The 13,918-nt window shown below is 40.5% G+C and carries 10 protein-coding genes; 8 read left to right on the top strand and 2 right to left on the bottom strand.

Annotated features, from left to right (window positions below; all coding sequences use genetic code 11):
* Positions 1 to 6 precede the first annotated feature (6 nt).
* From galU to galE, 4 genes are all read left to right on the top strand, one after another.
* Positions 7 to 882, top strand: coding sequence for a UTP--glucose-1-phosphate uridylyltransferase GalU (gene galU, locus RMB13_RS01185; protein WP_311084180.1), 876 nt, complete (start codon positions 7 to 9; stop codon positions 880 to 882).
* Between the two features lie 117 nt (positions 883 to 999).
* Positions 1,000 to 2,262, top strand: a complete 1,263-nt coding sequence (locus RMB13_RS01180; protein ID WP_311084179.1) for a nucleotide sugar dehydrogenase — start codon at positions 1,000 to 1,002, stop codon at positions 2,260 to 2,262.
* A complete protein-coding gene (pgi, locus tag RMB13_RS01175) occupies positions 2,259 to 3,929 on the top strand; it encodes a glucose-6-phosphate isomerase (protein ID WP_311084178.1) in 1,671 nt (556 codons plus the stop codon). Before RMB13_RS01180 ends, pgi begins: the two co-directional genes overlap by 4 nt.
* Positions 3,922 to 4,938: a UDP-glucose 4-epimerase GalE gene (gene galE, locus RMB13_RS01170; RefSeq protein ID WP_311084177.1), complete on the top strand. Its 1,017-nt coding sequence runs from the start codon at positions 3,922 to 3,924 to the stop codon at positions 4,936 to 4,938. Before pgi ends, galE begins: the two co-directional genes overlap by 8 nt.
* Positions 4,939 to 4,981: 43 nt before the next feature.
* On the opposite strand, the gene RMB13_RS01165 is transcribed toward galE, so the two are convergent.
* The gene (locus RMB13_RS01165; protein ID WP_311084176.1) at positions 4,982 to 6,352 is read right to left on the bottom strand and encodes a phosphomannomutase CpsG; all 1,371 of its coding nucleotides are present in this window, start codon (positions 6,350 to 6,352) and stop codon (positions 4,982 to 4,984) included.
* Between the two features lie 376 nt (positions 6,353 to 6,728).
* Between RMB13_RS01165 and lldP the strand changes: the two genes are divergently transcribed.
* From lldP to dld, 4 genes are all read left to right on the top strand, one after another.
* Entirely contained in the window at positions 6,729 to 8,402 is a 1,674-nt protein-coding gene (gene lldP, locus RMB13_RS01160) for an L-lactate permease (RefSeq protein WP_311084175.1), read from the top strand.
* Positions 8,403 to 8,421: 19 nt separating this feature from the next.
* Positions 8,422 to 9,174, top strand: a complete 753-nt coding sequence (gene lldR, locus RMB13_RS01155) for a transcriptional regulator LldR (RefSeq protein ID WP_311084174.1) — start codon at positions 8,422 to 8,424, stop codon at positions 9,172 to 9,174.
* A complete protein-coding gene (gene lldD / locus RMB13_RS01150) occupies positions 9,171 to 10,322 on the top strand; it encodes an FMN-dependent L-lactate dehydrogenase LldD (protein WP_042898379.1) in 1,152 nt (383 codons plus the stop codon). The genes lldR and lldD overlap by 4 nt, the downstream gene beginning before the upstream one ends.
* Before the next feature lie 455 nt (positions 10,323 to 10,777).
* Positions 10,778 to 12,484 carry a D-lactate dehydrogenase gene (dld, locus tag RMB13_RS01145; protein ID WP_311084173.1) on the top strand — a complete coding sequence of 569 codons (1,707 nt, stop codon included), beginning with the start codon at positions 10,778 to 10,780 and terminating at the stop codon, positions 12,482 to 12,484.
* Positions 12,485 to 12,535: 51 nt separating this feature from the next.
* On the opposite strand, the gene RMB13_RS01140 is transcribed toward dld, so the two are convergent.
* Positions 12,536 to 13,750: an amino acid aminotransferase gene (locus RMB13_RS01140; protein ID WP_003655711.1), complete on the bottom strand. Its 1,215-nt coding sequence runs from the start codon at positions 13,748 to 13,750 to the stop codon at positions 12,536 to 12,538.
* Positions 13,751 to 13,918 lie beyond the last annotated feature (168 nt).

The following is a 13,918-nucleotide window of genomic DNA, read 5'->3' as shown; positions in this document are numbered from 1 at the left end:
GAATCTGTGATTAAAAAGGCAGTTTTACCTGTAGCTGGATTAGGTACACGTTTTTTACCAGCAAGTAAGTCAATTCCCAAAGAAATGGTCACAGTGGTAGATCGTCCTGCAATTGAATATGTAGTGCGTGAAGCTGTAGAGGCTGGAATTGAGCAAATTATTTTGGTAACTCATTCATCTAAGGCATCAATTGAAAATTATTTTGATCGAAACTTTGAATTAGAAACGACTCTAGAGCAAAAGAAAAAGTTCGATTTACTTGAAGAAATTACACAGATTATTCCATCTCATGTGAGTGTGGTAAGTGTAAGGCAGCCTCAACCTTTGGGTTTGGGGCATGCTGTTTTATGTGCAAAAAGTATTGTTGGGCAAGATGATTTTGCTGTGTTGTTACCAGATGTATTGGTTCAAGATAACTCAGGGAAAAATGATCTATCGCGTATGATTGCTCGCTATGAAGCAAGTCAAGCTGCTCAAATCATGGTTGAGGCAGTACCAGATCATCTTGTAGATCAATATGGAATTGTTGATGTGAAGCAGAGCCCGAATGAGGGTGAAAGTATTGCTATGCAGGGAATTATCGAAAAGCCTGCTATAGGTTCTGCGCCTTCTAATTTATCCGTGGTGGGGCGTTATATTTTACCTGCTAAGATTATGCAGCTTTTGGAAAATACACCCAAAGGTGCGGGCAATGAAATACAGTTAACTGATGCTATTGCGATGCTTCAAGAAACTGATACCGTTGAAGCCTATCGGATGCAAGGCCAAACTTTTGACTGTGGCAGCAAGCTTGGCTATTTGAAAGCTGTACTACACTATGGTATTGCACACTCTAAGTTGGGATTGGAATTTAAACAGCTGATTCAAGAACTTAAATTATAAAGTTTTGTAGTTCTGCTTAAGCATTTGTAAAAACTACTGAATATAGTAGCTGAGCAGTATATTCTCTTCCTGTAAAGGGAAGAGAAATCTATAAAATACGAAAAAATCAGGTGTGCAATGAAAATCGCAGTATTTGGAACAACGTTACATGCCGGCGTGATGGCAGCGTTATTAGCTGAATATGGTAATCAAATTTACTGGTGTACAAGTGTCACCTGTGAAGAAAATATTTCTGTACTTTCGTATCAAGATCAAGACGTAAATAATTATTTAAATAAGCAGCGAAAAGCGGGTTTCTTAAAAGAGAGCCCTTTTTCTGAGATTCCTTTAGATATTGAAGTTTATTTATTCTGTTTTAGCCCAACACAAATTGAACTTGCGTTAAAAACGGTTGAAAAATTGAGTGAAAGACCAATTGTTCACCCACGGTTAATGATTAATGGTTCTACTTTTGGTTTGCACGGTACAGAAAAATTAAAACAGCATTTGCCAAAAGATGAGTGGGTTTACTTTCCTGATGTGATTCAGGAAGGTAATGCTATTAATAGTGTATTGAATGTAAAACATGTCATTATCGGTGTGGAATCTAGAGATGCAAGTGAAACTATGCAGGAGTTATTGCGTCCTTTTTTCCAATTTAGTTACCAATATTTATTTATGCCGATTTTAGATGCTGAGTTCACTAAACTCAGTATTTCAGGCATGTTGGCTACCCGCATTAGTTATATGAATGACTTGGCTATGGTCGCTGAAAAGTTAGGCATTGATATTGCGAATGTAAAGCATGGTATAGCTGCTGACACACGTATTGGCGCTACATACTTATCACCAGGCGTAGGATTTGGCGGTGAGAATTTTTCACATGATATTTTAACACTTTCGAGCACTGTGTCTGAAACTGGAACAAAAAGCCGCCTTCTGGAACAAGTTTGGGCTATTAATGAGCAGCAGAAAGAAATTTTATTCCGTAAGTTATGGAATTATTATCACTGTAGTCTAAATGGCAAAACAGTTGCGATTTGGGGTGCTTCCTTTAAAGAGAACACTTCAAATATACATAATTCACCGATTCATATTTTATTAGCTGCATTATGGGCACAGGGTGTAATCGTACGTCTGCATGATCCTCAAGCTTTAGATGAAATAGCAGCAGCTTATGGGCATCGTGAAGATTTAATTTTATGTACCGATCAATATGAAGCGGTACGAGATGCTCATGCACTATGTCTAGTCACTGCATGGAAGCAATATTGGAGTCCTGACTTTAAGCAACTACAACAATTAATGAAGCATCCTTTAATTTTAGATGGGCGTAATATTTATGATCCTGCTTATGTAAAGGCGAAAGGTTTTGCTTATGAAGGAGTAGGTCGCTTATGAGTAAATCAATTGAGCAATTTCCAATGGAATTAGTCTCGCCTTTAGCTCATCTGCAAACTTTAAGTGAAAAAAACTCGAAATTACATATAAAAGAGCTATTTGCTTTAGAGCCTGATCGTTTTCAAAATTATTCTGTTAAATTTGATCAATTATTTTTTGATTATAGTAAGCACCGCTTAACTAAAGATATCTTGGAACAATTAGTAGCGCTTGCGAATACTAAAAACTTAACTGAATGGATTAATCGTCTTTTTTCACAAGCTAAAATTAACTGTACTGAGCAACGCGAAGCAATGCACTGGGCATTGCGTTTACCGGTTGACTATTCAAAGTTTCCAGACTTAACAGAACAAGTTCATAGCCAGTTACAACGTATGTATGCCTTAGTGGAAAAAATCCATGCAGGGCAATATCGTGGTTCAACTGGTGAGGTGATTCAAGACGTTGTGAATATTGGTGTGGGGGGGTCTGATTTAGGACCGCAAATGGTTACTCATGCGTTGTCTGATTTCAAGGTGAAAACGGCTAAGCCTTTAAATGTTCACTTTGTTTCGACTATGGATGGTAGTCAGTTATCTGAGTTACTCCATCAACTTCGTCCTGAAACAACTTTATTTATTATTTCATCTAAGTCTTTTGGTACGATTGATACTTTATCAAATGCTCAAACAGTGCGTCAGTGGCTTGAAAAAGTCTTAGGAACACATGCTCGTGTATTAAAAAGTCACTTTATTGGTATATCTACAAAAGCTGACAAAATGTCAGAATGGGGAATCGCGCCTGAAAACCAATTACTGTTATGGGATTGGGTAGGTGGCCGCTATTCACTATGGTCTTGTATTGGTTTGCCTATTGCTTTGACGATTGGTATTGAAGGATTTAAGGAACTTTTAGCAGGGGCTCATGCAGTCGATGAGCATTTTCAAAATACAAGTTTTGATCAAAATATTCCGGTTTTGATGGCACTGTTAGGAATCTGGAATAATAACTTTTTAAATATTCAGACTCATGCCGTATTACCTTATGACGGGCGTTTAAAATATTTTGCTACGTACTTGCAGCAGCTTGAAATGGAATCTAATGGTAAATCTGTACAGCGCAATGGACAAAAGGTTGAGTTAGACACTTGCCCTATTATATGGGGCGAGGTTGGACCCAATGCCCAGCATGCTTTCTATCAGTTGTTACACCAAGGAACGCAAGCTGTAAGTTGTGACTTTATTGCCCCAGTCCAACGTTATAATGCAGATCATTTTACCTATGTTGAAAATGCAGAAGCTCTGGTCGAACAACATCATCTTGCACTTTCAAACTGTTTAGCACAATCAAGATTACTAGCCTTTGGTAATGAAGCTTTAGACTCGACGGAATTAGAGAATTTACCAATTTATAAGCAATATGAAGGTAACCAACCCAGTTCTACATTATTATTGAAAGAATTAAACCCGTATAATCTAGGAATGCTGATCGCTTTATATGAGCATAAAGTATTTGTTCAGTCTGTGATTTGGAACATTAATCCGTTTGATCAATGGGGTGTTGAAAAAGGTAAGCAGATTGCTGATCAGCTACTTCCGATTTTAAATGGTATTCAAAATGATTTTTCAAAACTTGATGCCTCGACACGCGGGTTAATTAAAATATTGTTAGGAAAGGTAGATGGCTAAAATTCTAGTCACTGGTGGCGCAGGTTATATAGGTTCCCATACTTGTATCGAGTTATTGGATGCAGGGCATGAGGTCGTTGTTTTTGATAATCTTTCAAATAGTTCAGAAGAGTCTTTAAATAGAGTTCAAGATATCACCCAAAAAAGTTTAGCTTTTGTGCAAGGCGATATTCGTAACGCCGGTGAGCTTGATCGTGTTTTTCAGACCCATTCAATTGATGCTGTTATTCACTTCGCAGGTTTAAAAGCGGTTGGTGAAAGCCAAGAAAAACCGCTCATTTATTTTGATAATAATATTGCAGGTAGCATTCAACTGGTTAAATCGATGGTAAAGGCTAAAGTTTATACACTAGTGTTTAGTTCGTCTGCTGCTGTATATGATGAAGCCAATACTTCTCCACTAAACGAAGATATGCCAACAGGTATGCCAAGTAACAATTATGGTTATACTAAGTTGATTGTTGAACAATTATTGCAAAAGTTGTCAGCGTCTAATCCAGAATGGTCAATCGCATTGCTTCGTTATTTTAACCCAGTCGGTGCACATAAGAGTGGACGTATTGGTGAAGATCCACAAGGTATTCCAAATAATTTAATGCCGTATGTGACTCAAGTGGCTGTGGGTCGCCGTGAAAAATTGTCCATTTATGGCAATGACTATGACACAGTAGATGGCACTGGTGTACGTGACTATATTCATGTGGTTGACTTAGCGAATGCGCATTTGTGTGCTCTAAATAACCGTTTACAGTCGAAGGGTTGCCGAGCATGGAATATCGGCACAGGTAATGGTTCATCTGTTTTGCAAGTTAAAGACACATTTGAACAAGTTAATGGCATACCTGTAGCCTTTGAGTTTGTAGCACGTCGAGCTGGCGATGTTGCGACTTCTTTTTCAGACAATAGCCGTGCAGTTGCAGAGTTGGGTTGGCAACCGCAATATAGTTTAGAGGATATGCTCAAGGATAGCTGGAACTGGCAGAAAAAAAATCCTAATGGATATAATTAAATACCAATAAAAAAGGAGCGAATCGCTCCTTTTTTATTATGGATTAGCCTTGAATCAATCCTGTCAACTCATCTACATAATGTTGCATAGGGTGGGCTTGACGGTCTGCACGGCTTTCGATGTTTAAACGTAGCAATGGCTCTGTGTTTGACGCACGTACATTAAAACGCCATGCGCCAAAGTCCAGACTTACACCATCGGTACGGTCAATTTGTGGGTTTTGATCAGCATAGAAATCGAAAATCTTTTGAATAGTGGTCTGTGTATCAGCCACTTTAAAGTTGATTTCACCGCTACAAGGGAACTTGGTAATCATATTTTCAACGAGGGTTGAGAGGGATTGCCCAGTTTCCGAGAGTAGAGCAACGGTGAGTAACCACGGGATCATGCCGCTGTCGCAGTAAGCAAAGTCACGGAAGTAGTGATGGGCACTCATTTCGCCGCCGTATACGGCATTATGTTCACGCATGACATCTTTAATGAAGGCATGACCAGATTTTGACTGTACTGCAACACCTTTATATTCATCGACAATATCAAACGTATTCCACACTAAACGTGGGTCATGAACAATTTTTTCGCCAGGTTGCTTAATCAAGAAAGCTTGAGCCAATAGGCCAACAATATAGTAGCCCTCAATGAACTGACCCTTTTCATCAAACAAGAAGCAGCGGTCAAAGTCGCCATCCCAAGCAATACCCATATCTGCTTGATGTTCAAGTACTGCATTTCGGGTACTGTCACGGTTTTCAATTAAAATTGGGTTGGGAATACCATTTGGGAAAGTACCATCTGCTTCATGATGAATTTTAATAAATTCAACAGGAATATTGAGCGCTTTAAATTTTGCTTCAATGGCATCAATGACATGACCCGCAGCCCCATTACCTGCGTTTACCACCAATTTAAGGGGACGGATTTTTGCAGGTTCAATGTAGGTGATTAAGTGATCAACGAACTCAGGTAAAATGTTATAACTTTGAGTTGTGCCTTTTTGACTAACTTCTTCAAAGTGATCTGTTTCTGCTAAAGCCTGAATTTCTTTTAAACCCGTATCTGCACTAATTGGACGAGCATTTTCTCGTACCAGTTTCATACCGTTATAGTCCATTGGGTTATGACTCGCGGTAACTTCAATACCACCTTGTACATCTAAATGGAAAGCGGCGAAGTAAACTTCTTCAGTACCTGTCATGCCCAAATCAAGAACATTCACACCCGCATCATTTAAACCGTGGATGGTCGCTTGTTTTAAAGCCTCACTGCTTAGGCGAATATCGCAACCCACAACCACAGTCTTTGGTTTATAGATTTGTCCGTAAGCGCGGCCAATTTTATAGGCAATTTCTTCATTCAATTCGGTGCCGAGTTTACCTCGGATATCATAGGCTTTAAAACACGTTAAAGTAGTCATTATCCAGTTCAATACAAATGATTTGAGTTTTGAGTATTATTATACATTTCTCAATAAATGGTTATGTTTATAGTTTTTATATTCAAGTTTTACGCTTCATTTCTGTAAGGCAGGTCTAAATTTATAAGAATAATTTTTTACGACTTTAGTCTAATAAATAAATTTATGAATTATAAATAGCTTGATTTTACTTGGTACTATTGGTCATACCAATTATGATGATTATTTAATGCTTGAACTTGCTAATGTTCGTGTTTATGATGCGATCTGCGGTTTAAGGAATAACATTTGCACTTAAATTTTAATTGGTCATACCAATTGTGTTAAATGTTTAAAATTTTAAGGTACAAAAAATTCGCCCCAGCATTTCAAGGAGATGACAATGCTCAATATGTGGCAACAACTTTATGACCCTTTAAATAATATTTGGCTGTCCAGTGCGGTTGCATTAATCCCGATTATTTTCTTCTTTTTGGCCTTGGCGGTTTTTCGTTTAAAAGGCAGTATTGCGGGTACGGGCACAGTCATTATTGCATTGTTGATCGCTCTCTTTTTCTATCAAATGCCGGGTCAAATGGCCTTTGCGTCCATTATTTATGGTTTCTTCTACGGTCTATGGCCAATTTCATGGATTATTATTGGGGCAGTCTTTCTATATAAAATTTCGGTAAAAACAGGCCAGTTTGAGGTGATTCGCTCAAGCATTTTGTCAATTACTGAAGATCAGCGCCTACAAATGTTACTGGTTGGCTTTGCTTTTGGTACGTTCCTTGAAGGTGCTGCCGGTTTTGGTGCTCCTGTCGCAATTACCGCTGCATTACTGGTTGGTTTAGGTTTTAAACCACTTTACGCTGCAGGCTTATGTTTGATTGTGAATACTGCGCCAGTTGCATTTGGTGCGATGGGTATTCCAATTATTGTGGCGGGGCAGGTTTCTGGTGTAGATACCATGGAAATTAGCCAGATGGTTGGACGTCAGTTGCCGTTTTTAACGCTGATTGTGCTGTTCTGGATTATGGCGATTATGGATGGCTGGCGTGGTGTTAAGGAAACTTGGCCTGCGGTGTTGGTGGGTGGTGGCGCTTTTGCGATTGCACAATATCTAACATCTAACTTTATTGGTCCTGAATTACCGGATATTACAGCGGCAATTGCTTCATTGGTCAGCCTGACTGTGTTGTTCCGTTTCTGGAAACCAAAACATATTTTCCGTTTTGAACCTGAACCTGAAGCTGGTCAAACGCTAACTCAACAACCTACAACGATTCAGCGTTATAGTATTGGGAAAATTGCTAAGGCATGGTCTCCATTTGCCATCTTAACAGTGATGGTAACCATCTGGAGTGTTAAGCCGTTTAAAGCATTATTTGCAAAAGATGGTGCACTGGAACATTTAATTTTTAAACTTGAAGTGCCGTATTTGCATAAATTAGTCGAAAAAATGCCGCCGATTGTCTCAGAGATGAAGCCATATGAAGCGATTTATAAGTTTGACTGGTTCTCTGCGACAGGTACTGCAATTTTTATTGCTGCAATCATCACTGCTATTTTCTTGAAAATGAAAGCGAGTGAGGCAGTAACGACCTTTGGTGAAACGCTAAATGAGTTAAAAACACCGATTTACTCAATTGGTATGGTGTTGTCTTTTGCTTTTATTGCGAACTATTCAGGTTTATCTGCAACTTTAGCTTTGGCTCTATCGCATACGGGTCATGCTTTTACTTTCTTTTCACCATTCTTAGGTTGGCTTGGTGTGTTTCTTACGGGTTCAGATACATCTTCAAATGCTTTGTTCTCCGCATTACAAGCGACCACTGCTCAGCAGATTGGTATTCCAGAAGTATTGCTTGTAGCAGCGAATACCAGTGGTGGTGTGACAGGTAAGATGATTTCTCCACAGTCGATTGCAATTGCTTGCGCAGCAGTAGGCTTGGTTGGAAAAGAATCTGACTTGTTCCGTTTCACGGTAAAACATAGCATCATATTCACTGTCTTTGTTGGCATCATTATTACGGTTCAGGCTTATCTTGTTCCGTGGATGATTCCATAACTCCAGTGAAGGAAACGCGATGAGAATCTCCGATCAAGTGGTCATGAAATTGCAGGCATTAATTGAAGAGCGTCACATGAGAAAAGGTGACCGTTTGCCTGCCGAGCGCCAGCTTGCAATAAGCTTAGGGGTTTCTCGTCCTTCTTTGCGTGAAGCGATTCAACAGCTCAATAGTCAAGGTGTGCTTATTAGCCGCCGTGGAGATGGGACTTATATTCAGCAGTTACCTGAACAGTGGCCACAGCAACTCATTGTGAACCCGATTAGCAACCTGATTGAAGAAGATCCGTTGTACCGTTTTGATGTACAAGAGGCGCGGTTATTACTTGAGGGGGGTACTGCGTGGTATGCCGCATTACGTTCAACACCTGAAGACCGCGCCAAAATTCATCATTATTTTAATGAAATTAGTCGCCATCAAAATGCGGGTGACTCAGCGCAGGCTGCGGTGGCAGATGCAGAATTCCACTTAGCGATTGCAGAAGCATCTCACAATGTGGTGCTGATTCAAATGATGCGTAGTCTGTTTGATTTACTGCAATACAACGTCTTGTTAGGGCGTAAAAAAGTTTATAACGATCCAATAAATAGTGACTTGCTGAGTGAGCAGCATTTTCAGGTCATGGATGCGATCGATCGTAAAGATCCCGAGGCCGCACGCCAAGCTGTCTGCGGTCATATTGAATTTGTGATTAATCATGTGCGTTCTCTGGATGAAGACGAAGCTCGCCAGAAACGTGCAAACCGTTTAAATAGAGTTGATTCAAAATGATTATTTCTTCTGGCAATGATTATCGTGCTGCGGCACAGCGTCGCTTACCCCCGTTTTTATTTCATTACATTGATGGTGGAGCGTATTCGGAACATACCTTAAAGCGTAACGTACAAGATTTGTCAGAAATTGCATTGCGTCAACGTGTGCTCAATGACATGTCAGCGTTAAGTTTAGAGACAAAACTGTTTAATGAAACTTTATCGATGCCAGTTGCGTTGGCTCCTGTCGGTTTAACAGGCATGTATGCGCGCCGTGGTGAAGTTCAAGCCGCGATGGCAGCCGATAAAAAGGGTATTCCATTTACGCTTTCAACGGTTTCGGTCTGTCCGATTGAAGAAGTTGCACCTGCAATTAGCCGACCAATGTGGTTCCAGCTTTATGTATTACGCGACCGTGGTTTTATGCGTAATGCTTTGGAACGTGCAAAAGCAGCAGGCTGTTCAACACTTGTGTTTACCGTAGATATGCCTGTGCCAGGCGCTCGTTACCGTGATGCACACTCAGGTATGAGTGGTCCAAACGCTGCGATGCGCCGTTATATGCAGTCCATGTTCCATCCGCATTGGTCGTGGAATGTTGGTTTAATGGGACGTCCGCACGACTTGGGCAATATCTCTAAATATTTAGGTAAACCGACTGGGCTTGAAGATTATATTGGCTGGTTGGGTTCAAACTTCGACCCATCTATTTCATGGAAAGACCTTGAATGGATCCGTGAATTTTGGGATGGCCCGATGGTGATTAAAGGCATTTTAGACCCAGAAGATGCCAAAGATGCTGTGCGTTTTGGTGCGGATGGCATTGTGGTGTCGAATCATGGTGGTCGTCAGTTAGATGGCGTGATGTCATCTGCTCGTGCATTGCCTGCAATTGCTGATGCTGTTAAAGGTGACTTAGCGATTTTGGCAGACTCTGGTATTCGTAATGGTCTAGATGTGGTGCGTATGTTGGCACTCGGTGCCGATACAGTGTTACTTGGCCGAGCGTTTGTGTATGCCTTGGCAGCAGCAGGTGGGCAAGGTGTGTCTAACTTGCTTGATTTGATTGATAAGGAAATGCGTGTTGCGATGACGCTCACGGGTGCTAAGTCGATTCAGGATATTAATGCGGATTGTTTAGTACAGGCGATGAAGCAAGGTTTTTAAGAAATAATTTTTTAAGTGAAGCAGTAAGCACAGCCTTAAAATTTGGTGATTTGCTAATGTTTTGCGTATAGGCATTTGTCACTTTTGAAAGGTCAAAAGTAACCAAAAACCTTTTGTTGAGCAAACAGTACTTCCTTGTACGGTTGCTCAACAGGCGGCATCCTTGCCGCCAACGCGTAGCCAATTTGAATTAAATCTAACACCTAGAGATTAGCTGCTGGTGCTAAGCGTCACTTACAGCCTGCGTAGTATGAGCAAGGTTTTGTTTTTGCAATATAACTTGAAAAATGGATATAGCGAACAGGTTCTGTAAGTGACAATGGTTTTGATTACTTTTGCCAAAACAAAAGTAATGGAATTAGCTACTTTAAATATTAGTTCTAAACGGAAAAACTCCGTCGAGTTTTTCTGATTTAAAAAAACTATGTGGTATGGATGACCAAAAGGAAACCATCATGCAAACATTTTCTCCTCAAGCAGTGATTGAACGTTTACAGAATATTGTAGGGCGTTCACATGTTTTGACCGACGATCAAAGCACACGTCAGTACCGCCAAGGTCGTCGTTTTGGTGAGGGGAAAGTGCTTGCTGTAGTGGTGCCAGGCACATTGCTAGAGCAATGGCAGGTACTCCAAGCTGCAATTGATGCAGATTGTGTGGTGATTATGCAGGCCGCAAATACAGGGCTTACCGGTGGTTCAACGCCATATGGTGATGACTATGACCGTCCTGTTTTAGTCATGAGTACCCGTCGATTAAAGGGCATTCAAGTCATTCACGAGGGTAAGCAAGTCATTTGTTTACCGGGTGCGACTTTAGACAATTTAGAGCAAATTTTAAAAGGTTATGACCGTGAACCGCATTCGGTGATTGGTTCATCATGTATTGGCGCATCAGTCCTCGGCGGTGTGTGTAACAACTCTGGCGGTGCATTGGTACGCCGTGGTCCTGCATATACTGAACTAGCGTTATATGCTCAGGTGAATGCTACTGGTCAATTAGAACTGGTGAACCATTTGGGTGTGAATTTAGGCTCAACACCCGAAGAAATTTTGACTCGATTAGAGAAACAGCAATACCAACCTGTAGATATTTTAGATGATGGTGAAAAGCAGGCCTCGGATCATCGCTATGCCCACGATGTGACGCAAGTCGATGAAGATTCACCAGCACGTTTTAATGCTGACCCGTCACGTTTATTTGAAGCATCTGGTTCGGCGGGTAAAGTCTGTGTGTTTGCTGTGCGCCTTGATACTTATGAAAAAGTAGAAAGTAATGTGTTTTATATTGGCAGTAATGATGCAGACGATTTAACAGCTATACGCCGTTATTTACTTACCTCACTGCCAAGCTTGCCGATCGCAGGTGAGTATATTCACCGCGATGCTTACTTGATTGGTGAAAAGTATGGAAAAGACACGTTCTTGTTCATTGAGAAATTCGGAACAGCCAATGTTCCAAAAGCCTTCGCCATGAAAGATAAAGTCGATGGCTTTTTAGAAAGATTTAAAATAAAAGGCTTAACTGATCATATTTTACAGGCCATTACGTTCTTTTTACCAAGCCATTTGCCAAAGCGCATGACGGAATATCGAGACCTTTATGAGCATCATTTAGTGCTGCGTGTTGAAAATAATTCAAAAGCTCAGACCGAGCAGTTTTTAAAAGAATATTTTGCAGTGCATCAGTCAGGTAGCTATTTCGTATGTAGTGAAGAGGAAGGCCGAAAAGCTTTCTTACACCGCTTTGCGATTGCAGGAGCTGCAATTCGTTATCGAGATACACACCGTAGTGAAGTGGAAGATATTGTGGCGCTAGATATTGCTTTACGCCGTAATGACCGAGAATGGGTGGAACAACTACCCGCCGAGATGGAAAAGAATATTATCCATAAACTCTATTATGGGCATTTCTTTTGCCATGTTTTTCATCAGGACTATATTCTTAAAAAGGGCAATGACCCATTAGAAATGGAACATCAAATGTGGAAGTTGCTGGATGCGCGCCGTGCTGAGTATCCGGCAGAGCATAATGTTGGACATCTCTATATTGCCAAACCTGCTTTAGCGAATTTTTACCAAAAACTGGACCCAACCAATAGCTTTAATGTGGGTATTGGACACACTTCAAAACTTAAGTATTGGGGCAAAGCTAAATCTTAAGTTAGAGATATAAAAAAAAGGCGCCGAAGCGCCTTTTCTTTTAAAGCTGTTTTATGCTGCTTCTGTTGATTTAGCAAGCACTTCAGCAACTGCTTTAGCAACAGTGTAAACATTGTTCATGTTTAAACCTGCTACACAAATACGACCACTACGTACTAAGTAGATTGCATATTCTTCACGCAAGATATCAACTTGCTCAGCAGTTAGACCTGTGTAACTGAACATACCTTTTTGGTTTACAAGGTAGCTAAAGTCACGGTCTGGTAATGCTTTAGTAAGTTCATCTTTCAAGATGCTACGCATTTTAATAATACGCTCACGCATCTCTTTCACTTCACCTTGCCATTGTTGGTTAAGTTCAGCGTCATTTAACACTTCATCAACTAACCATGCACCTGTTGTCGGTGGGCTAGAGTAAATACGGCGTACAGTTGCTTTTAACTGACCGAATGTGCACTGAGCAGCTTCTGCATCGTCACATACGAAAGTTAAGCCGCCAACACGCTCGCCATATAAAGAGAAGATTTTAGAGAACGAGTTGCTCACAATGAAGTTTAGACCAGCTTGGTCTAAAGCACGGATTGCATACGCATCTTCTTCCATACCATCGCCAAAACCTTGGTAAGCGATGTCTAGGAAAGGAATAAGGTTACGATCTTTTAATACCGCAATCACTTGATCCCATTGCGCTGGGTTTAAGTCAGCACCCGTTGGGTTATGGCAGCATGGGTGTAACAACACAATGCTTTGCTCAGGCAAAGTTTTAAGCGTAGACAACATACCGTCAAAATCTACACCACGAGTTTCGTTATCGAAATATGGGTAGAAATGAGTCTTGATGCCAGCGCCATTGAAAATCGCAACGTGGTTATCCCAAGTTGGTTGGCTTACCCAAACATCTGAATTTGGGAAATAAGTTTTTAAGAAGTCAGCACCAACTTTCAATGCACCTGAACCACCAAGCGTTTGGATAGTTACAGCACGGCCCGCTTTAACTGCTGGACTGTTTGCACCAAATAAAAGTGCTTGAATTGCTTCACGGTAAGGTTTGAAGCCTTCCATTGGCAAATAAAGTTTGGTTTTACCGTTCTTAGGCTCAATACGCTTTTGCGCCTCAATAATGGTCTCTAACTGAGGAACAATACTGTCTTCGTTATAGTAAAGACCAATACTCAAGTTTACTTTTTCAGAACGAGTATCAGCATTGAACTGTTCCATTAAAGAGAGAATTGGGTCGCCTGCGTATGGGGGGATATGTTGAAACATCAAAAAAGTCCTTTCATTCAACAATATGCATAGAGTTAAGTTTTTTCTGTCTCGAAAAATACATTACATCTATGTCGATGCTCAATAATGTACCAATAAAGCTACTGTGAAGCACCAGATAATTTCACTAATATCGATATTTTCCAGAAGAAACGATAAAAAAGATTT

Source organism: Acinetobacter sp. V102_4 (assembly GCF_031799005.1).
GTDB classification, from domain to species: Bacteria; Pseudomonadota; Gammaproteobacteria; order Pseudomonadales; family Moraxellaceae; genus Acinetobacter; species Acinetobacter calcoaceticus.
The sequence above is the reverse complement of the archived record's forward strand: the minus strand, read 5'-3'. Positions and strand labels throughout refer to the sequence as shown.